Raw genomic sequence first — 19,969 nt, forward strand, 5'->3', positions numbered from 1 at the left:
ATGAACGCCTATGTCGGAACACCAACGTCCCGTGTCGATGGCCGAGCCAAGGTCACCGGCGCCGCCAAATATGCCGGCGAATTCGCAGCAGACCATCTCCTCCATGGCTTTGTCGTCGAGGCCACCATTCCGCGCGGGCGCATCGCTCGGCTTGACCCCAGCGAGGCGCTGAAGGTGAAGGGCGTGGTCGACGTGCTCGCCCATGCGCATCGCCCGGCCCTCGCCGACAAGGACGAAGCCTGGAAGGACGAGGTGGCACCGGAGAAGGGCTCGCCCTTCCGTCCGCTCTATGACGACAGGATCAAGTTCAACGGCCAGCCGATCGCGCTGGTCGTGGCCGAGGACTGGGGAACCGCCAAGTTTGCCGCAACCCGCGTTCGCGTTGAGTACGAGCAGGAGGCGTTTGCGACCGATCTCGAATCCGAACGCGGCAAGGCTGCCAAAGTGGATCAGCCGCACAAGCCGCGCGGTAACGCGGCAGCAGCGCTGACGCGCGCGGCCGTCCGTCACGACGCGGACTATGTCATTCCGAGCGAGCATCACAACCCAATGGAGCTGTATGCGACGACGGCCGTCTGGGACGGCAACGGCAGGCTTACAGTCTATGACAAGACCCAAGGCGTCCAGAACGTCCAGAAGTTTCTCTGCAGCGTTTTCGGAAAGAAGCCGGACGACATCCGCGTGCTCTCGCCTTATGTCGGCGGCGCCTTCGGCTCCGGTCTGCGGCCGCAATACCAGGTGGTGCTGGCGACGCTCGCCGCGCTCGCGCTCAAGCGATCCGTCCGTGTCGTCCTGACACGGCAGCAGATGTACGGCTTGGGCTACCGTCCCATGACCATCGAGCACGTTGCGCTCGGCGCAAAGCCTGACGGCACGCTCGATGCCGTCACCCACGAAGCCATTGCCGTCACCTCGCGGTTTGAGGATTTCTCGCGCAACGATACCGGCTGGGGGGAGCAGCTCTACAAGAGCCCCAACAGCCGCCTCTCCCACAAGCTCGTCCACCTCGACGTCGCCACCCCCTGCGACATGCGCGCGCCGGGCGCGGCATCGGGCGTCTGCGCGCTCGAATGCGCCATGGACGAATTGGCCGTCGCGCTTAAGCTCGACCCGATCGAGCTGCGGCTGAAGTGTTACTCGGATCGCGACCAGAGCGGGGACCTCCCCTACACCAGCAAGCAGCTGCGCGCATGCTACGCCAGGGGCGCAGAAGCCTTCGGCTGGGCCCGGCGCAATCCCGCGCCGCGCTCCATGCGCGACGGCAACGACCTGGTCGGCTGGGGCATGGCGACAGGCGTCTGGGAAGCACTGCAGATGCCGGTCGCCGTCCGCATCGTTCTGACGTCGAACGGCCATGCCGAGGTCTCCTGTGCCGCATCTGATATCGGCACCGGCACCTACACCATCGTGTCCCAAGTAGCGGCCGATGCCCTCGGGCTGCCGATCGAGAACATCAGCGTCAGGCTCGCGGACTCGACCCTGCCGCTGGCGCCGGTGGAAGGCGGCTCGTGGATGGCCGCCTCGAGCGCGCACGCCGTGTTAGGAGCGGCCGAGGAGATTCGCCGGGAGCTCGCGCGTCACGCCAAGGCGATGCCTGCCTCGCCACTCGGCGGCGTCGATGCGTCGGACATCATTCTCGTCGACGGAACCGTCGCCAAGGCCGGCGACAGGAGCCGTGCCGTCTCGATCGCCGATGTAATGCGCCACAGCAAGCTCGAGCGGATCGAAAGGGAGAAGCTCAACGAGTTCGCCGAGGACAAGTCGCATGCCCGCAACACGCATTCGGCCGTTTTCGCCGAGGTGAAGGTCGATGAGCAGCTCGGCGTCATCCGCGTGACGCGGGTCGTGAGTGCGGTCGCCGCCGGACGCATCCTGAACACCAAGACGGGCCGCAGCCAGATCATGGGCGGCGTGGTCTGGGGAATCGGAATGGCGCTGCACGAGGAGACGGTGATGGATCACCGCTTCGGTCGCATCATGAACGCGAACATCGCCGAGTACCACATTCCCGTGAATGCCGACATTCACGACATCAACGTCATTTTCGTCGATGAGCCGGACGAGCGGATCAACAGGCTGGGTGTCAAGGGTCTCGGCGAGATCGGCATCGTCGGCGTGCCTGCGGCAATTGCGAACGCCGTCTACCATGCCACCGGCAAGCGCATCCGGCGCTTCCCGATCACACTGGACAAGCTGATCGACTGAGCGGGCGCGTCGTCGTGCTGTTTGCGAACGAGCCCCAATAGATGATCGTCACCCTGAGGTGCCGATATGCGGTGCGGACGCACCGCATATCGGCCTCGAAGGGCGACAGCCCAGCCGCTGCATCCCGGCCGTTCATCCTTCGAGGCTCCCGAAGGGGCGCTCCGCGCCCCATCGCTCGCGCCTCAGGATGACGGATCGAGTTTAGCCGCCGCAGGCCAGTCTCGCTCCTGTCATCCAACTGTCATCGAATGTGCCGAGAGCTGTATCTCCTGCACATTCGGGACCCGACATGGACTATTTCAAGCGCTTCAACTTCCTGTTCGCCGCACCTGTGTTCGACGCCGACGATCTCGAAGGCGTCCGTTTCAATCAGATCATCGAGGAGATCCAGCGCTCCGGCTTCGAGGTGGTCCGGGCCCGCAAGCTGGAGGATGCCGAGATGGCGGTGCAGACCGATGCCGCGATCGGCTGCATGGTCGTGGACTGGGGCAAGAAGGGCCTCGAGGGCAGGACCTCGGCGCTGATCAATCTGATGAGGCGCCGGGGCCTCGACTTCCCCATCATCCTCTTGATCCGTCGCAAGCGGTTCGAGGATTTGCCGGTCGAAGTGCTCGATTTCATTGACGGTTATGTCTTCCTGTCGGAGGAGACGCCGACCTTCATTGCCAAGAACCTGATCAGCCGGCTGAAGCAATATGCCGAGACGCTGAAGACGCCGTTCTTCGGTGCGCTGGTCGACTATGCCGAGGAAGGCAACCAGCTCTGGACCTGTCCGGGGCACAATGGCGGCGTGTTCTACAACCGCAGCCCGATCGGGCGCGTCTTCGTCGAGCATCTCGGCGAGTCCGTGTTCCGCGACGACCTCGACAATTCCGTGCTCGATCTCGGCGACCTCCTCACCCATGAAGGGCCCGCGCTGAAGGCGCAAAAGGAGGCTGCGCAAATCTTCGGTGCAGAAAAGACGTATTTCGTGCTCAACGGCACCTCGACCTCGAACAAGGTCGCGCTCGGCGCCTCGTCACCGACGGCGACCTCGTGCTGTTCGACCGCAACAACCACAAGGCCGCCCATCACGGCGCGCTGATGATCAATGGCGGTGTCCCGGTCTACGTGCCGACCATCCGCAACGCCTGGGGCCTGATCGGCCCGATGCGCTGGGACATGCTCGATGAGAAGGCCTTGCGCGAGGCGATCCGCAATCATCCCCTGGTCGCCGACAAGGACGCCTGGCGCAAGGAGCGGCCGTTCCGCGTCGCCGTGGTCGAGCAGTGCACCTATGACGGCACCATCCACAGCGCCGACATGATCCTGAAGCGCATCGGCCATCTCTGCGAGTACATCCTGTTCGACGAGGCCTGGGCCGGCTTCATGAAATTCCACCCGCTCTATGCCGGCCGCTTTGCCATGGGGCTTGCGAACCTTCCCCCCGAGGCGCCCGGCATCATCGCGACGCAGTCGACCCACAAGCAGCTCGCGAGCTTCTCGCAGGCATCCCAGATCCACATCAAGGACCGCCATATCCGCGGCCAGAAGCGGCGCGTCGAGCACCGCCGCTTCAACGAGAGCTTCATGCAGCACGCGTCGACGTCACCGTTCTATCCGCTGTTTGCCTCGCTCGACGTCGGCGCACAGATGATGAAGGGTCGCTCCGGCGAAGTGCTGTGGGACGACACGATCCGCCTCGGCATCGAGCTGCGCAAGAAGATCCGCGCGATGCGCCGGGAGTTCGAGGAGAAGGAGCAAAATCCGGACCGGCGCTGGTTCTTCGAACCGTTCGTCCCGGATCGCGTCGCCATTCCCGATGTCAGCCGCCCTGGCACCGCGCACAACGTCGCGTGGGAAACGCTCTCGACCGACGAGCTCGCCACCAATCCCGCCCTGTGGCAGCTCTCCCCCGACAGCACCTGGCATGGATTCCCCGGCCTCACCGAAGGCTTTGCCATGACGGACCCGAACAAGCTAACGCTGCTGACGCCCGGCTTCGATCGCAGCACCGGCGCCTATGCCGAGCACGGCATCCCCGCGCCGGTCGTCGCGCAATATCTGCGCGAGAACCGCATCGTCCCCGAGAAGAACGACCTCAACTCCCTGCTCTTCCTGCTCACGCCCGGCGTCGAGGCCAGCAAGGCCGGCACGCTGATCTCCGGCCTCGTCGCGTTCAAGAAGCTGCACGACGACAATGCGCTTCTGGCTGACGTCATCCCCGAGTTCTACCAGCGGCGGCAGGCGCGCTATGCCGGCGTGCGACTGCGCGACCTCTGTGGCGAGATGCACCGCTTCTTCCGCGCCGCCGATGTCAGCGCGCTCCAGGCGCGGCAGTTCATGCCCGAGCACAGGCCTGAGATCGCGATGCCACCCCGCAAAGCCGCGCGCTATCTGTTCCGCAACGACGTCGATTATTTGCCGATCGAGGCGATCGCTGGCCGCATCGCCACCACGCCATTCGTGGTCTATCCGCCCGGCATCGCCACCATCGTTCCAGGCGAAAGGCTTACGGAACGGGCGAAGCCCATGATCGACTATCTCAAGATGTTCGAGACCTGCTTCAACACATTTCCAGGGTTCGATGTGGAAATCCAAGGCGTCTACAAGGAGATCGATGCGAACGGCCGCATCGGGCTCTATACTTATGTCGTTGCCGAGTAGGTGCCGATGAACGAAACAGCGATTGCGCGCGCGGGTGACGAGCCGGTCCTGATTAGGCCCTCACGCGAAAGCGATGTCGAGGCGATGCTGGCGATCTACCGCCATCACGTCCGCGCTGGCGTGCCGCGCGATGTCGAGGGAACCGGCGCGCCCGAGCCGGACGATCTGCGCGACCGACGCAAGAACCTGAAGCAGACCCGCCTGCCGCATCTGGTCGCGACCTATCGCGGCGAGGTGGTCGGCTATGCCTATGCCGTGCTGTTCCGCAAGCGACCGGCCTATCGCTACACCGCCAAGCATTCCATCTACGTCCACCACGAGCATCTCGGCCGCGGGATCGGACGGCTGCTGCTCCAGGAATTGATCGATGATGCCTGCGCGGCGGCCGGCTTCCGCCAGATGATCGGCTATATCGATGCCGACAATGCGCCCTCGCTGGCGCTGCACGAGAAGTTCGACTTCGCGCGCGCCGGCCTGCTCTGCGGCGTCGCCTATCGCCACGGCCGCTGGTCCGATACCGTGATGGTGCAGCGGTCGCTCGGCGCAGGCACGACGGCACCTCCGCCGATCACGGCGCCCGGCCGGTAAAGCATGATCCGGAAAAGTGTGCAGCGGCTTTCCGAAAAGATCATGCGCAAACACTAAGCTAAAGCGCGATGACAATCTCATCGCGATTTAGATCTTCATGACGGAAAATCGGCCGGTCTGACCTGGATGCGGTCGGCATGCAGCGACCAGTGATGCAACGCCTGGTCCTTACAGAACTTCGCCTTGGCCCGCTCCTTGGCCTCGTCCTCATCGGTGGCGTCGATCTCGAGCGTGCCCTGGCACACCTCGATCTGCCGGCCATAGTCGCCGAGCACGTCTTTCATGAACCTGACGACATAAGTTGACATGGGACCTCCTGCGCCCCCGTCAGCCCCGGCGGCACTCTAATCCCATTTAGGCCGGACAGGGAAAGGAGATTTTGACGCGGATCAAGGTCGGACGTTGTTTTCTTCGCTCCCTCCCGGAGCGGCTCGCAGGGCCGAGCCCGGAACTCGAGATTCTCAGGCGCGCAATTGCGCACCATAGTTCTCGCATAGCTCCGGAATGACGAGAAGAGAGGGTAGCTGTCCCTACCCCGGCGTCACGCCGAACGCCTGCTTGAAGCGCTCCGCAAAGTGCGGCCAGACCTCGGGATTGATGATGCGCGGCGGGCGCTTGCCGTCCAGCACATCCAGCACCTGCTCGGCGGCGATGCGGCCCATGTTCTGGCGCGCCTCGATCGTCACGCCGGCGGTATGGGGGCTCGCCAGCACGTTGTCGAGCTGCAGCAGCGGATGCTCCGGCGGCGGCGGTTCCTTGGACCAGACGTCGAGGCCGGCGCCGGCGATGCGCTTGTCGCGCAACGCCTGGAGCAGCGCGTCCTCATCGTGGATGAAGCCGCGCGCCGTGGTGACGAAATAGGCATGCGGCTGCATCAGCGCGAATTCGCGCACGCTGATCATGTTGCGGCTACCCTTGTTGAGCGGACAGGAGATCGAGACGAAATCGGCGCGGCGCAGGAGTTCGTCGAGCTCGACCTTCTCCCCGCCCCGCTCGGCCATCACCTCGGCCGACAAATAGGGGTCATAGGCCAGCACTTTCATGCCGAGCAGGCCCTTGCATAGCGCGGCGATGCGGCGGCCGACATTGCCGAGGCCGATGATGCCGACGGTCTTGCGCTCGACCTCGTTGCCGACGAGCTCGTTGCGGTTGACGTCGCGCTCGCGGCGCAGCCGTCGGTCCGACTGGATGATGCGCTTGGACAGCGTCAACATCATCGCCAGCGCATGCTCGGCAACGGAATGGGCGTTGCCGCCGGACTGGTTGACGACCACGACGCCGGCGGCCGTGCAGGCCTCGACGTCGACCGGGTCGAAGCCGGCGCCGTTGCTGGAGACGAGCAGCAAATTCGGCGCGCGCTTCAGGAAAGCGGCATCGACATGGAAATGCGGGGCGAGCTCGTCGCGGGCAGCGCCGACCTGGTAGACATGGGTAGCGCCGAGGAGCGGCGCATAGACGTCTTCGGGGCTGCCGTTCTCGATGCGATCGAGCCGGACGTCGGGCCGTGCCTTGAGGATGTCGATATAGATCGGATTGGCCAAATAATTGGAGTAGACGACACGCTTGCTGTTGACCGACATCAGGACCCTTCCGGCTCTCCAGGGATCAGCAAGGCCAGCGCGGCGCGCGCCCCCCTCCCTGCTTCCTCCCACTCTTTCGTTGCCGCACTTATGACATGGCGGTGCCGGCCACGACAGGCCGTCTGGCGCAGATCACGGTGCCGGCCCGGACATGTTGACAATCCCGCCTGCTGCGTCAAGTTCAGGAGAGCGCCGCGACGGCCGAAGACCAACAAGCATACAACGCGGCTCAAGGGAGAACGCAATGGCGATTGCGGAGCAGCAGACCTCGCCGCAGGCGACGCAAGGGGCCGGCGACAAGAGCTGGCATGACATCGTCCTGCAAACCCTGAAGCGGAACGAGATCAGCCTCGTGCCTTACGTGCCCGATCGGGTGTTGACACCGCTGATCAGGAACCTGCACGCCGATCCCTTCTTCACCACCTTTGCCACCGCCCGCGAGGAGGAAGCGGTCGGCATCGTCTCGGGCGCCTGGATGGGCGGCCGCCGCGGCGCGGTGCTGATGCAGACCTCGGGTTTTGCGACGCTCGCCAACGTTCTGGCCTCGCTCGCAGTGCCCTACCAGATTCCGCTGATCATGTTCGTATCCGAGCGCGGCACGCTCGGTGAGTTCAATTACGGCCAGTCGCTGGTCTGCCGCACCATGCGCCCGGTGCTGGACTCGCTGGCGCTGGAGCATCACACCATCACCCGGCTCGACGAGCTCGAATTCATCACGGACCGCTCGATCAAGCAGGCCGTCACTACGCAGGCGCCGGTGGCGCTGATCCTGAGCCCGCTGCTCACCGGCGGCAAGGTGTTCGACAAGTGAGGTCGGCCAAATGAGCTCAAATCTGAATGCGCGCAACACCAAGGTGATGAACCGTTTCGACGTCACCTCGCGCCTGATCGCGAAGCTCGGAAACGAGGAAGCGGTGATCGGCGGCATCGGCAACACCAATTTCGATCTCTGGGCCGCCGGCCACCGCCCGCAGAATTTCTACATGCTGGGCAGCATGGGCCTCGCCTTCCCAATCGGGCTCGGGGTGGCGCTGGCGCAGCCCGACCGCCGCGTCTTCGCGCTTGAAGGCGACGGTTCGCTGCTGATGCAGCTCGGCGCGCTCTCGACGATTGCAGCCCTGAAGCCGAAGAACCTCACGATGATCGTGATGGACAATGGCATCTACCAAATTACCGGCGCACAGCCGACACCGGCCGCTGATGTCGCCGACATCGTCGCCATCGCCGTCGGGTCCGGCCTCGCCAACAGCGCCTGGGCCGCGGACGAGGAGGATTTCGAGCGCCTGATCGAGAATGCCATGGCGGCTGCCGAGCCGAGCCTGATCGCGGTCCGGATCGACGACAAGCCGGGCGTCGGCACCACCCGGCGCGACCCCGTGCAGATACGGGAACGCTTCATGCACGGCCTCGGCGTGCGCCAGCCACTTTAATATTTCGTCATTAACTACACGTCGATCTGATAGCGGGACTATACGGCCCGGTGCAAATCTGTGCTAAGCGAGCCGGATGTCCCTTTTGGTTCGTTCCTTTGCCTGGCTGCTCGCGGCCGCCGTCACATTCGCAACCCTCGGTCCCCCCGGCCTCCGGCCCCATTCCGACTTCGGCCAGGACGGCGAACATGCGCTCGCCTTCATCCTGGTGGGACTGGCCTTCGGCCTCGCCTATCGGCAGCGACGCCTGCTGACCGCAGCGGCCGCGGTCGTGCTGATCGGCGTGCTCGAACTGATGCAATTTTGGGCACCCGGTCGCCATGCGCGGCTGGAGGATTTTCTGGTCGACGCGCTCACGGCTTGCCTGGGCTTTGTGCTCGCGGCCGCCGCCGATTGGGCCACCGCCCGGCTTCGCGCAAATTCGGTCCTGACGAGCGAAGGCCCCGCGGAGTGACACTCCGCAGGGCCCATTTTATCAGCGCGTAGCTTGCGCAGATCAGTCGATGATCTTGACGACGCGGCGCGTGCGCGGCTCGACGATCACGCGGCGATCATTCACGACCGCGTAGCGATACTCCGTGTAGTTCGGTACCGGGCGCAGCACCACGGTCGGCGGCAACGGCTCGCCAACCACGACGCGCTCGCGGATTACCACGGAATCATCGCGCGGGATTCCGCCCAGAATCGCATTCGGAATTTCCAAACCGGCGCCAACGGCCGCACCGACGGTGCCGCCGACCATCGCGCCGACCGGCCCGCCGATGTCGCCGCCCGCGCGCGCGCCGTCCGCAGCGCCCTGGGCGGTGGTCGATTGAGCAAAGGCGGCGCTCGACGCCAGCAGCGACGCAGCAGCCAACGTAATCGCAAGACGGGTTTTCATGTCCTTACGCCTCCAGTGATTGTTGTACACCTTCAACCCGCGGGGCCGGAGCATTGTTCCGGTTCCTGGACGGCCAAAGACGTGTCAATTCTGGAGACTGTTACCCCGTAACAGTCTAGGCCGCGGCGATCTCATGCCCCGCCATGAGTTCCAGCGCCCGCACCATCGCCGAATGATCCCAGGCCTTGCCGCCATGAGCTGTGCAGGACGAGAACAATTGCTGCGCCACCGCCGTGCTTGGCAGCGAGAGGCCGAGCGCACGCGCGCCTTCGAGCGCGAGGTTGAGATCCTTCTGGTGCAGCTCGATACGGAAGCCGGGATCGAAATTGCGCTTCACCATGCGCTCGCCATGTACTTCGAGAATCCGCGATGATGCAAAGCCGCCCATCAGCGCCTGCCGCACCAGCGCCGGATCGGCGCCGGCCTTCGACGCAAACAACAGCGCCTCGCTCACCGCCTCGATCGTCAGCGCGACGATGATCTGGTTGGCGACCTTCGTCGTTTGCCCGTCGCCATTGGCCCCGACCCTGGTGACGTTCTTGCCCATCTTGTCGAACACCGGCTTCATGATGTTGAAGGCTCGCTCGGGCCCGCCGACCATGATGGTGAGGCTCGCCGCCTTGGCGCCGACCTCGCCACCCGACACCGGCGCGTCGAGATAATCCGCACCGAGCGCCTCGATCTTCTTCGCGAACTCCTTCGTTGCCAGCGGTGAGATCGAGCTCATGTCGACCACGATCTTGCCCTTGGAGATGCCGCTCGCCACTCCGTCCTTGCCGAACAGCACCGCTTCCACATGCGGCGTGTCCGGCACCATGATGATGACCGCGTCCGCCTCCTCGGCAACCTGCTTACCCGACTTGCAGGCGATACCGCCGGCCGCGATCAGATCGGGCGCGACCGGTGCGGCATCATGCAGGAAAACGCGATGGCCCGCCGCCAGGAGATGGCCGGCCATCGGCCGTCCCATGGTGCCAAGTCCGATGAAGCCGATGTTGGTCATGTCCGTTTCTCTCAGTTGAATTAGCGAAATTTGATCGGCGCTCGCTGCACCTCTCCCGCAAGCGGGAGAGGGAGTGCACCGTCGCTGTGGCTACGCTCTCACGTCTCGAACGTCTGCGCCGCGTGCCACGAGAGTCCCTCCAGCGTCGTGGTGCGCGGCTTGTATTCGCAGCCGATCCAGCCGCGATAGCCGATCGCGTCGAGGTGGCGGAACAGGAACGGATAGTTGATCTCGCCGGTGCCGGGCTCGTGGCGGCCAGGATTGTCGGCAAGCTGGATGTGGGCGATCTGGGGCAGATATTCCTGCATGGTGCGGGCGAGATCGCCCTCCATGATCTGCATGTGATAGATGTCGTACTGGATGAACAGGTTGTTCGACCGCACCTCGGAGATCAGCTGCACGGCCTGCTCGGTGCCGTTGAGATAGAAGCCGGGAATGTCGAGCGTGTTGATCGGCTCGACCAGTAGCTTGATGTTCTCCCGCGCCAGCGTCGAGGCCGCAAAGCGCAAGTTTCCAACCAGCGTCTCATTGAGCTCGCGCCGTTCGGCATCGGCAGGTGCGATGCCGACGAGGCAATTGAGCTGCTCGCAATCGAGCGCCTTGGCGTAGTCGATGGCGCGGAACACGCCGTCGCGGAATTCGGCGGTGCGTTCGGGCAAGATCGCGATGCCGCGCTCGCCCGCCGCCCAGTTGCCGGCCGGCAAATTGTGCAGCACCTGCGTGAGGCCGTGCGCCTCGAGCTGCTCACGCAGCTGCGCCTTGTCGAAATCATAGGGAAAGAGATACTCGACCCCGGAAAAGCCCGCCGCCTTCGCAGCAGTGAAGCGGTCGAGGAACGGCATCTCGTTGAAGAGCATGGTGAGGTTGGCGGCGAATTTCGGCATGATGCTGTCCCCTTATTCGGCCGGCTGCAACACGCCAGACCGAGCGCTTCCGACCTCGTCGAGCGGCAGATCGAGCACTTCTTCGAACTCAACGATGTTGTCGATCTCCGTACCCATGGCGATGTTGGTCACGCGTTCGAGGATGAATTCGACCACGACGGGCACGCGATGTTTTGCCATCAATTCGCGCGCTGTGGCGAACGCCGCCTGCGTGTCCTTCGGGTCGGTGACGCGGATCGCCTTGCAGCCGAGGCCTTCGGCGACCGCAACATGGTCGACACCGTAGACGCCGATCTCGGGCGCGTTGATGTTCTCGAAAGAGAGCTGGACGTGATAGTCCATGTCGAAGCCGCGCTGGGCCTGGCGGATCAGACCGAGATAGGAATTGTTCACGACGACGTGGATGTAGGGCAGATTGAACTGCGCGCCGACCGCAAGCTCCTCGATCAAGAACTGGAAGTCGTAATCGCCTGACAGCGCGACGATCTCTCGCTCCGGACACGCCGCACGCACGCCGAGCGCTGCCGGCAGCGTCCAGCCGAGCGGCCCGGCCTGCCCCGCATTGATCCAGTTGCGCGGCCTGTAAACGCCGAGGAATTGCGCGCCGGCGATCTGCGACAAGCCGATCACGGTGACATAAGTGGTGTCGCGCCCGAACGCCTTGTTCATCTCTTCGTAGACGCGCTGCGGCTTGATCGGCACGTTGTCGAAATGGCTCTTGCGCAGCATCGTCTTCTTGCGATCGCGGCAGGACGCGGGCCACGCCTGGCGCTCGCGGAGCCTGCCTGACCGGCGCCACTCCCTGGCGACGGTGACGAACAATTCGAGCGCAGCCTTCGCGTCCGAGACGATGCCAAGATCGGGATTGAACACGCGTCCGATCTGCGTCGGCTCGATGTCCACGTGAACGAATTTACGGCCCTTGGTGTAGGTCTCGACCGAGCCGGTGTGGCGATTGGCCCAGCGATTGCCGATGCCGAGCACGAAATCGGATTCCAGCAGCGTGGCGTTGCCGTAGCGGTGGCTGGTCTGAAGCCCGACCATACCGGCCATCAGCACGTGATCGTCGGGAATCGCTCCCCACCCCATCAGCGTCGGCACCACAGGCACGTTCGCGATCTCGGCGAATTCCACCAGCAGATCCGAGGCATCGGCGTTGATGATGCCGCCGCCCGCGACGATCAGCGGACGCTCGGCAGCATTGAGCATCTCCAGCGCCTTTTCGACCTGCTTGCGCGTCGCAGCCGGCTTGTAAAGCGGCAGCGGCTCATAGGTCTCGTCGTCGAACTCGATCTCGGCGAGCTGCACATCGAGCGGCATGTCGATCAGCACCGGGCCCGGGCGGCCGGAGCGCATGACATGGAAGGCCTGGCTGAACACGCGCGGCACAAGCGCGGGCTCGCGCACCGTCACCGCCCATTTGGTCACGGGCTTTGCGATCGACTCGATGTCGACCGCCTGGAAGTCTTCCTTGTAGAGCCGTGCCCGAGGCGCCTGTCCGGTGATGCAGAGGATCGGAATGGAATCGGCGATGGCCGAATAGAGCCCGGTGATCATGTCGGTGCCGGCCGGCCCCGAAGTGCCGATGCAGACGCCGATATTTCCGGCCTTGGCCCGCGTATACCCTTCCGCCATGTGCGAAGCGCCCTCGACATGGCGCGCCAGGATGTGGCGGATCGAACCGCGCTTCTTCAGCGCCGAGTAGAGCGGATTGATCGCCGCGCCGGGAACCCCGAAGGCGGTGGAGATGCCTTCCTTCTCCAGAATACGCACGGCTGCATCGACGGCTCGCATCTTCGCCATATCGGACCTCGCTTGGTTGCGTCAGCGAGCGAGATGATCGGGCGCACAAGATGCGATCTCAACGAGATCGATTTTATTTTCCACGATGCGGCAGCCGCGGAAAAATCGCGGTGGTCTCAATCGGTTAGATGGAGAAATGCGTGAAAGTGCCTCACTCGAACAGCGGCGCCAGCTCCATCTGCGGCACCAGCACGAGGCCCTTGTCGGTGATGCGAATTTCCGGAATGACCGATAGCGGAATCAAATTGAAGCCCATGTAGGGGATGGTGCAGCCAGCCTCTGCCCATTCCTTCTTCAGCGCCTTGACCTCTTCGGCCACTTCCGTGACGCGCTTGTCCGAGAGCAGGCCCGCAATCGGCAGCGGGACCAGTGCCCTCACCTTGCCGTCGGCTACCACACAGACGCCACCCTGGCGCTCCCTGATCGCCGATATCGCGACCTGCATATCGCCCTCGTTGGTTCCAGCGACGATGATGTTATGGCTGTCGTGCCCGACGCTGGAGGCGACCGCACCGCGCTTGAGGCCAAAATCCTTCAACAGGCCATACGCGACGTTGCCGGCGGACTTGCCATGACGCTCGACCACGGTAACGAAACACAGGCCGTAGCGCGCGAACAGCGAGGGCCAGTCTTTTGCGGGCTCGATCGCGACCTTCTCGTGGATCAACGTGATGCCGGGCAGCGCAGTCTTGATCGCATTGACGGTGCAAGCTTTTGCCGGCAGTTCCGGCGTCAGCTTGACCTTTTCGGGCAGTTTCACGGTGGCATAAGCAGCCTTCGGATATTGATAGCGCTGCGACAGCGCCTGATCGAGCCGGGAGGTGATCTTGCCGTGCTCGACCACGAGCTCGCCGCCATACCAGGTGCATTGCGGCTTGAGCTGATCGTCCATCAGCACGAGATCGGCGCGGCGGCCGCCACCGAGCCCGCCGATATCGCCGTCCATGGCGAAGCGCGTGGCACCATGCAGCGAGCCCATCGACCAGGCCTGCTCCGGCGACATGCCCGCCTTCACCGCTTCGCGCACCACCCAATCGAGGCCGAACAGCAGCAGGTCGTCGGCATCGCGGTCGTCGGTGCACACGGCCGTGCGCTTGTGCGAGGCTCCGAGCTCGGTGATGGTCCGGATCGCCTGCGGCAGCGAATGCCAGGGCGTCGTCGGCGGACCGCCGCGCAGGAAAACCCAGACGCCGGCGTCGAGCAGGTCGTCGGCGATGTCGCGGTCGATCGCCTCGTGCGTGTCGGTGACGCCGCTCGCCGCATACGCCGCGACGAATTCGCGGCCATAGACGTGACCGGACACCGGCCGTCCCCGCTTCAACGCCGCCGCCAGGATAGCGTGGCTGCGTTCGTCGCCCATCGTCACCGGAACGAAATCCATCTTCTCGCCGAGCGCCACCGCTTCGGGCCAGCGGTCGAACAGCCCGGCAATCTTGTCCGGCGTGAGGTCGCCGCCCGCGGTCTCCAATTCCGCCGACGTTGCCGGCACTGTGCTCGGCACTGTCAAAAAGATCGAGAGCGGCGCCTCGCGCGCATCTTCCAGCATCGCCTCGACACCGGCGACGTCCATGACGTTGCCGATCTCGTGGCTGTCGCAGAAGATCGTGGTGGTGCCGTTGAGCAGCGCGGCCTCGGCATAGGCGCAGGCCGTCACCATCGAGGATTCGATGTGGATGTGGGGATCGACGAGGCCGGGCGCGATGATGCCGCCGGCCGCGTCATAGAGCGGCACGTCACTCCACACCTTCTTCGCTGCACCGGCCGGCTTCACCGCCGCGATGCGGCCGCCGGTAATCCAGACTTCCCGGCCCGGATGGATACGTTCCGAATAGGTCGAGAGCACCCGCGCGCCGGTGACGATCAGATCCGGCGCGGCGCGTGCGGATGCGACATCGGTGAGGCGCCGCGTCATGCTGTGCAGCGGCGCGACGGAGAAGCGGGTGAGCTTGGTCATCGGGGCTCTCGCGTGGGAATGGGCAGCCCGGCGATGGTTGCCGCCGATGGCGGCGAGGGCAACTCAAATAATACGGCACCCGTGCTTACGGATTGGGCAGACGCGCCCCGCCTTCTAATTTCCGCTATGGCATGTACTCATAAATCACGCGCTTAGTTTGGGCGCTCCAGATGTCCGCTCGTCCCTCAACAGTGGCACAAACAGCAGACATAGTTGAAGGTCGCCGATGGGCCAAATTCCGGACATTCGGCCGCAGTGTCTTCGTGCGTCGCCACCTGTTCCCCGGATGCGTCAGGTGACGTAGAATATCACTGCCCTTGAGGCGGGACGTGCCGAAATCACCGTCCGGGTAAATGAGCGGCATTAGTGCTATCGGCAGGCACGCTCTCTTAGAGACCGTCCTTTTTTCGGTTTCGCTCCACCGTTCACCACGAACTTTGTGCGCTGCTTATGCAACGGCTCGTTCGGTAATGTCGGGAGAAAAGCGATGAGCAAGGTCGATCGAAGGTCTGCACTGGGATTCGGGTTGGCAGCGGCTTCGGCTGCCATGATCAAGCCAGCCGCCGCGCAAACCACAGGCTACAAGGATACGACGCCTTGGCCAGGTGTCGTGGTGCGTGAATATGAAGGCGAGACACCATCCCTGATCCCAGGTTTTAAGACCGTCTCAATGCGCGATATCATTATGCAGCCGGGGTCGAAGACCATGGGGCCCCCGATGATGAATGCCATGGTCTGCCATATCACCGAAGGGGAGCTTCGGCTTGACCAGGAGGGAAAGACCTTTACGGGCAAGAAGAATTTTGTCTGGACCTGCAACAAGGACACGAAAGAACAGGCGTACAACGATGGGAGTGTGGTCGCGATTATGCGGATCACGGACCTGAAGGCTTAAGGCTCATTTCTTCGGGGGCGGATGGCGCACGCGACGCGCGCCATCCGCGCCGGAGCCGATCACCTGGTGCCGTGTATGAACACTTGCATCTCCTCCAGGGTCAGCTTGCCATCTTTATTGCTGTCCATTGCCTTGAAAATCCGCTCGTGAGCTGCCTGAAACTCCTGCAGTGAGATGGTCCCATCGCCGTCGGCGTCCATCAGAGCGAACATCATGCGCATCATAAAGGGTGATCCCATCGCGCTCCCACCCATCATGCCGCGCCCCATCATACGTCCTCCCATCATTCCGTGCCCCATCATGCCGCCTTGCCCCATCGTGCTCGCGCCTTCCTGGCCCGTGGGATGGGATTGCATTTGTTGCTGATCTGGCTGGGGTGTCATTCGGTCTTGTGCGATCGCACCGACCGGGCCGTACGTCAGCATGAGAGCAGATATCGTGAGTCCCAGAACGCGCGTGTACATTTCGAACCTCCTCCGAAACGTGTAGCCTGTCTCATTAATTCGGCACGAGTAATATCGATCCTCTGGTCCCAGCCTTCGCCTACGCACCCCGCACACACTGCGACCGCGTGCAAGAGTAGCTTCGGGTCAGAATCGGCGGTCTGCGCTGCCTGCAAGCTGCTTCCGGTCTACACTAAGCAGCCGACGCTCGGGCGAGCTTCGAGCTAGGCAGCATCGGGCCAACGGCGGGAACCCCTTATGATGTTACCCATACCCATTTTGCAATTGTGTCGGCGTGGCGCTCGGATCTAATTGAATGATCCTGCAACAGCAGAATTCGCCCCCCGCGTCGCGTGTGCTTGGAGTTTCATTTTTGCGGTTAAGAGCTTTCGCATCTGAATTGGATTTCGAAGCGAAAAGCATACGCGAATTCAAACAAAGTTTGAGGTTGTCGCCATATGCCGCTCGAAATGCGATGGGGCGGATGTTTCGCATCGGGCTGCAGTGATGCTTGTAAGCGGAGTTGGTAACCGGCTTCTGGCAGCACTGCCGACCGCGGACTTCGATCTTCTGGCACCCGACCTACAGATGGTAACTCTCGATCGGGAAGAGGTCGTCTCGCGGGTGGGGGATCACACCGAGCACGTCCTCTTCCCTCATAGTGGCGCCGTTTCGGTGATGGTCGATATGGCGAATGGGCAGACGGTCGCCAGCGCCGCAATAGGGCGCGAGGGAGCAGTGGGCACTCTTTCCGTGCTGGGGCCGTCCCCTGCGGCCGTTACGGCTATCGTTCGTGCCGAGGGGACGGCCTCGCGGATCCCGGCAGCGCGTTTCCATGCCGCTTTCAGCCGGAGTCCTGCGATCCGGCACGTAGTCCAGCTGCACTTCAAGGCGATGCTGATGCAGTTTCAATTGGGCGGGGCTTGCAACGCACTGCATCCCGTCCAAGCCCGTATGGCACGCTGGCTGCTTCAACTTCACGACAGCATCAACCAGGACGTCCTGCCTCTCACCCAGGACGCGCTTTCGCAGATGTTGGGTGTACGACGAACGACGGTGACGCTACTGATGCGCAATCTGCGCGCTTCCGGAGCGATCAGATCTGAGCGGCGAGGCGAAATCGAGATCGACTCATCGCGGCTCGCTGCGGTGGCGTGCGAATGCCGCGACACCATGCGGCTCGAACTCGAGAAGATCTTCTCTATGAGTGCAGCGGCATCTCGCGTTTTCGATCTGCCGATCCAGTAGATGAAACGGGCGATGCTAGCCGTTTCGGCGCGTCCGCGTAAAACCGGCGAGCACGATGCTCGAATAGCATCGCCGGATGCGCATCCTTCTGACCGGGCTGCGGCCCAATGCGGTGAGGATCTCCCACCCCAACGTCCGTAACGGGTCAAAAGCGCTGGTCCATGACCAAGCGCTGAAGCGGTCCATATCGGATGCGCTATTCGAACACTGCGCGTTGAGGTCGGCTATGGGTCCAAAAGCAGCAGTTAACGCAGCCACCGTATGAGGATCTCCGGCAGAGAGTCGAGATGGCAGCCGCTGCTGCGGTGTTCGGCTCGGGGGCATGAGCCGACGCAGTCCATTTGAGCAACGAGCCTTTCACTTCGACTGAAATCGATCAGATGACAGAGTGATGCGGCGTTGGGACAGCGTGACTGTCGGATCACATCGCTTGCGCGAATAGAAGTTTGAGCATTGAATCAGCGCGGATACCCACAACTGCAAGTGGTTTCTCGGGTATGTCTGCCGCTCTCGCAGGATGAAGCGATGCAGAGATTCGCCTAGGCTTCGGGCGCGTGATGGCTTCATGCGTAGCTGAACCGGAGAGGTACGCCTAGTCGCTCCTGCCAACTGATTGGGAGTAGCCACACGCGCCTCATGCGCGCCTAGCACGGTCGACGGCCAACAAGCGGGAGGAGAACAATGAGCACCTGGCTTAGTGAGCGAGAACAGCGTCTCGTCGCGGGCGCGGAGGCGGCATCGGCGGCAACGCCTATCCCGACCCAGATTGTCTCCAATGGCGAGTATCTCCCGCCCCCGCAGAGCGATACGCAAAAGAAAGTCGAGGCACGGATCAACGAGCTCGCCGATGTTAACGGCAGGCACCTCGGCTTGAGTCGCAGGCAGTTCTTGCACACGAGCTGCGGCATGGCGGCAGCGTTCCTCGCCATGAACGACATCTACGGCAATGTTTTCCAGGTCGCGCCCGCTGAAGCCCGCGAGCCCGAGCTGATGCTGGCCCGCGCGCAGAGCCTTGCAGGCCAATTCATCTTCGACGTCCAGACTCATTTCGTGCGGGACGACTTCGACCACAAGGAGCTGTTGGGGCTGGCGGACTTTGCGAGCCAGCACTGGAATCCGAAGATGAAGGAGGAAGGCGTCTCCTCGCTCGCCCGCTACAAGTTCCAGAACTATGTGAAAGAGATCTACTACGACAGCGACACCAACATGGCGCTCCTGAGCGGCGCGCCCTTCGACGACCCGAGTTGGTGGCTGCTGTCCAATGAGCAGATCGTCAAGGCGCGAGAACTGATCAACGACTTCGCCGGTTCGCGCCGCCTGCTGGCGCATAGCGTCATCACCCCCAAGCAACCCGGCTGGATGGACGAGGTGGACAAGGCGATCGAGGTCTACAAACCGGATTCCTGGAAGTCCTACACGATTGGCGATCCGCTGGCGCCCTCGAAGTTCCCATGGCGGCTCGACGACGAGCAGGTGATGTATCCGTTCTACGAGAAAGCAGTGAAGGCCGGCATCAACACGCTGTGTATCCACAAGGGGTTGCTGCCGCCCGATTATGAGAAGTCGTTCGCCGGCGTCTGGGAATATGCAACGGCGTGGGACATCGGAAAAGCCGCGAAGGATTGGCCGCAGATGAACTTCGTGATCTATCACTCGGCGCTGCGGCCGTTCCTCGAGCTACCCGATCATGCGTGGGCGGATTTCGAGCAGACCGGCCGTATCCAGTGGGCCACCGATCTCGCGGAAATCCCGCAGAAGTTCGGCGTCGCCAACGTCTATGCCGAGCTCGGCACGTCCTTTGCCAACTCGGCGGTGGCGCATCCGAAGTTCTGCGCCGCGCTGATCGGCACGCTGATCAAGGGGATGGGTGTTGACCACGTCATGTGGGGCACCGACTCGGTCTGGTACGGCTCACCGCAGTGGCAGATCGAGGCGCTGCGCCGGCTCGAAATCCCGGAGGATATGCAGAAGAAGTACGGCTTTGCGGCGCTTGGCGACGCCAACAGCGCTACCAAGCAGCTGATCTTCGCGGGCAACGCAACCAGATTCTACAAGATCAAGCTGAAGGCGGCCGAGAATACCAGGATGCCGGCCTTCTCCGAGGACCGCCTCGCGGCGCTCAAGAACGAGTACACGCAAGCTTCGAAGCAACCGTCGAACCTGCGCTACGGCTACGTTCGCGCCGCCTAGGAACGGTGCCAACAGCGTGGGCTAGCTCCGCTGGCAATGGACGCGCGGCTGCTGCAAATCCGACTTCGGCTCAAGGTCAAAATGCGGAGAACTCGGGGTGAGCAAATCTAGTCGGCTATTCCTCACCGAGCGGACCTCAATCCGAGGAGGCCTCGCTTCTCTGATGGGCCGATTCCGTTGAAAAAGGCCGGCAGTATTTCGTTGTAATAGCTCCGTCGCG

16 protein-coding genes and 1 pseudogene are annotated in these 19,969 nt (G+C 63.2%); 9 read left to right on the forward strand and 8 right to left on the reverse strand.

The annotated features are described in order from the left end of the window. From AAE027_RS36800 to AAE027_RS36810, 3 genes and pseudogenes are all read left to right on the forward strand, one after another. Window positions 1–2,205: a xanthine dehydrogenase family protein molybdopterin-binding subunit gene (locus tag AAE027_RS36800; RefSeq protein ID WP_370990735.1), complete on the forward strand. Its 2,205-nt coding sequence runs from the start codon at window positions 1–3 to the stop codon at window positions 2,203–2,205. 289 nt (window positions 2,206–2,494) lie between these two features. Continuing rightward, a pseudogene (locus AAE027_RS36805) lies at window positions 2,495–4,851 on the forward strand (Orn/Lys/Arg family decarboxylase). Between the two features lie 6 nt (window positions 4,852–4,857). Beyond that, entirely contained in the window at window positions 4,858–5,439 is a 582-nt protein-coding gene (locus tag AAE027_RS36810; protein ID WP_370990734.1) for a GNAT family N-acetyltransferase, read from the forward strand. 95 nt (window positions 5,440–5,534) lie between these two features. Here AAE027_RS36810 and AAE027_RS36815 read toward each other — a convergent pair whose 3' ends face one another. Beyond that, a complete protein-coding gene (locus tag AAE027_RS36815; protein WP_370990733.1) occupies window positions 5,535–5,747 on the reverse strand; it encodes a hypothetical protein in 213 nt (70 codons plus the stop codon). 222 nt (window positions 5,748–5,969) lie between these two features. Continuing rightward, window positions 5,970–7,019 (reverse strand): hydroxyacid dehydrogenase, encoded by a 1,050-nt coding sequence (locus AAE027_RS36820; protein WP_370990732.1) that lies wholly within the window; start codon window positions 7,017–7,019, stop codon window positions 5,970–5,972. 244 nt (window positions 7,020–7,263) lie between these two features. Between AAE027_RS36820 and AAE027_RS36825 the strand changes: the two genes are divergently transcribed. The 3 genes from AAE027_RS36825 (at window position 7,264) to AAE027_RS36835 (ending at window position 8,903) form a co-directional block, all read left to right on the forward strand. Then, a complete protein-coding gene (locus tag AAE027_RS36825; RefSeq protein WP_370990731.1) occupies window positions 7,264–7,830 on the forward strand; it encodes a thiamine pyrophosphate-binding protein in 567 nt (188 codons plus the stop codon). A 10-nt stretch (window positions 7,831–7,840) separates the two neighbouring features. Beyond that, window positions 7,841–8,449: a thiamine pyrophosphate-dependent enzyme gene (locus AAE027_RS36830; protein WP_370990730.1), complete on the forward strand. Its 609-nt coding sequence runs from the start codon at window positions 7,841–7,843 to the stop codon at window positions 8,447–8,449. A 76-nt stretch (window positions 8,450–8,525) separates the two neighbouring features. Continuing rightward, complete coding sequence (locus AAE027_RS36835; protein ID WP_091892286.1) at window positions 8,526–8,903, forward strand: VanZ family protein; 378 nt, start codon at window positions 8,526–8,528, stop codon at window positions 8,901–8,903. A gap of 42 nt (window positions 8,904–8,945) precedes the next feature. Here AAE027_RS36835 and AAE027_RS36840 read toward each other — a convergent pair whose 3' ends face one another. The 5 genes from AAE027_RS36840 to AAE027_RS36860 all read right to left on the reverse strand — a co-directional run bounded on the left by AAE027_RS36840 (window position 8,946) and on the right by AAE027_RS36860 (window position 14,973). Then, a complete protein-coding gene (locus AAE027_RS36840; protein ID WP_370990753.1) occupies window positions 8,946–9,329 on the reverse strand; it encodes a DUF1236 domain-containing protein in 384 nt (127 codons plus the stop codon). Window positions 9,330–9,444: 115 nt separating this feature from the next. Further along, window positions 9,445–10,347 (reverse strand): 2-hydroxy-3-oxopropionate reductase, encoded by a 903-nt coding sequence (locus AAE027_RS36845; protein ID WP_370990752.1) that lies wholly within the window; start codon window positions 10,345–10,347, stop codon window positions 9,445–9,447. A gap of 83 nt (window positions 10,348–10,430) precedes the next feature. Then, entirely contained in the window at window positions 10,431–11,216 is a 786-nt protein-coding gene (gene hyi / locus AAE027_RS36850; RefSeq protein ID WP_370990729.1) for a hydroxypyruvate isomerase, read from the reverse strand. Between the two features lie 12 nt (window positions 11,217–11,228). Then, window positions 11,229–13,019: a glyoxylate carboligase gene (gene gcl, locus AAE027_RS36855; protein WP_370990728.1), complete on the reverse strand. Its 1,791-nt coding sequence runs from the start codon at window positions 13,017–13,019 to the stop codon at window positions 11,229–11,231. Between the two features lie 151 nt (window positions 13,020–13,170). Beyond that, a complete protein-coding gene (locus AAE027_RS36860; protein ID WP_370990727.1) occupies window positions 13,171–14,973 on the reverse strand; it encodes an adenine deaminase C-terminal domain-containing protein in 1,803 nt (600 codons plus the stop codon). A 487-nt stretch (window positions 14,974–15,460) separates the two neighbouring features. Here AAE027_RS36860 and AAE027_RS36865 point away from each other — a divergent pair, with 487 nt between their 5' ends. Continuing rightward, entirely contained in the window at window positions 15,461–15,868 is a 408-nt protein-coding gene (locus AAE027_RS36865) for a hypothetical protein (RefSeq protein ID WP_091892274.1), read from the forward strand. Window positions 15,869–15,927: 59 nt separating this feature from the next. On the opposite strand, the gene AAE027_RS36870 is transcribed toward AAE027_RS36865, so the two are convergent. Beyond that, the gene (locus AAE027_RS36870) at window positions 15,928–16,332 is read right to left on the reverse strand and encodes an EF-hand domain-containing protein (RefSeq protein WP_091892272.1); all 405 of its coding nucleotides are present in this window, start codon (window positions 16,330–16,332) and stop codon (window positions 15,928–15,930) included. A 486-nt stretch (window positions 16,333–16,818) separates the two neighbouring features. Between AAE027_RS36870 and AAE027_RS36875 the strand changes: the two genes are divergently transcribed. Together AAE027_RS36875 and AAE027_RS36880 are read left to right on the forward strand one after the other, a co-directional pair. Further along, window positions 16,819–17,559 (forward strand): Crp/Fnr family transcriptional regulator, encoded by a 741-nt coding sequence (locus tag AAE027_RS36875; RefSeq protein ID WP_370990726.1) that lies wholly within the window; start codon window positions 16,819–16,821, stop codon window positions 17,557–17,559. Window positions 17,560–18,240: 681 nt separating this feature from the next. After that, entirely contained in the window at window positions 18,241–19,749 is a 1,509-nt protein-coding gene (locus tag AAE027_RS36880; protein WP_370990725.1) for an amidohydrolase family protein, read from the forward strand. The last annotated feature ends 220 nt before the right edge of the window (window positions 19,750–19,969 follow it).

This window comes from Bradyrhizobium sp. DN3, from assembly GCF_041357655.1.
GTDB lineage: Bacteria > Pseudomonadota > Alphaproteobacteria > Rhizobiales > Xanthobacteraceae > Bradyrhizobium.

Coding starts and splice junctions, on each gene's coding strand:
- AAE027_RS36800 (WP_370990735.1), top strand. CDS start 1: ATGAACGCCTATGTCGGAACACCAACGTCCCGTGTCGATGGCCGAGCC.
- AAE027_RS36810 (WP_370990734.1), top strand. CDS start 4,858: ATGAACGAAACAGCGATTGCGCGCGCGGGTGACGAGCCGGTCCTGATT.
- AAE027_RS36815 (WP_370990733.1), bottom strand. CDS start 5,747: ATGTCAACTTATGTCGTCAGGTTCATGAAAGACGTGCTCGGCGACTAT.
- AAE027_RS36820 (WP_370990732.1), bottom strand. CDS start 7,019: ATGTCGGTCAACAGCAAGCGTGTCGTCTACTCCAATTATTTGGCCAAT.
- AAE027_RS36825 (WP_370990731.1), top strand. CDS start 7,264: ATGGCGATTGCGGAGCAGCAGACCTCGCCGCAGGCGACGCAAGGGGCC.
- AAE027_RS36830 (WP_370990730.1), top strand. CDS start 7,841: ATGAGCTCAAATCTGAATGCGCGCAACACCAAGGTGATGAACCGTTTC.
- AAE027_RS36835 (WP_091892286.1), top strand. CDS start 8,526: ATGTCCCTTTTGGTTCGTTCCTTTGCCTGGCTGCTCGCGGCCGCCGTC.
- AAE027_RS36840 (WP_370990753.1), bottom strand. CDS start 9,329: ATGAAAACCCGTCTTGCGATTACGTTGGCTGCTGCGTCGCTGCTGGCG.
- hyi (WP_370990729.1), bottom strand. CDS start 11,216: ATGCCGAAATTCGCCGCCAACCTCACCATGCTCTTCAACGAGATGCCG.
- gcl (WP_370990728.1), bottom strand. CDS start 13,019: ATGGCGAAGATGCGAGCCGTCGATGCAGCCGTGCGTATTCTGGAGAAG.
- AAE027_RS36860 (WP_370990727.1), bottom strand. CDS start 14,973: ATGACCAAGCTCACCCGCTTCTCCGTCGCGCCGCTGCACAGCATGACG.
- AAE027_RS36865 (WP_091892274.1), top strand. CDS start 15,461: ATGAGCAAGGTCGATCGAAGGTCTGCACTGGGATTCGGGTTGGCAGCG.
- AAE027_RS36870 (WP_091892272.1), bottom strand. CDS start 16,332: ATGTACACGCGCGTTCTGGGACTCACGATATCTGCTCTCATGCTGACG.
- AAE027_RS36875 (WP_370990726.1), top strand. CDS start 16,819: ATGCTTGTAAGCGGAGTTGGTAACCGGCTTCTGGCAGCACTGCCGACC.
- AAE027_RS36880 (WP_370990725.1), top strand. CDS start 18,241: ATGAGCACCTGGCTTAGTGAGCGAGAACAGCGTCTCGTCGCGGGCGCG.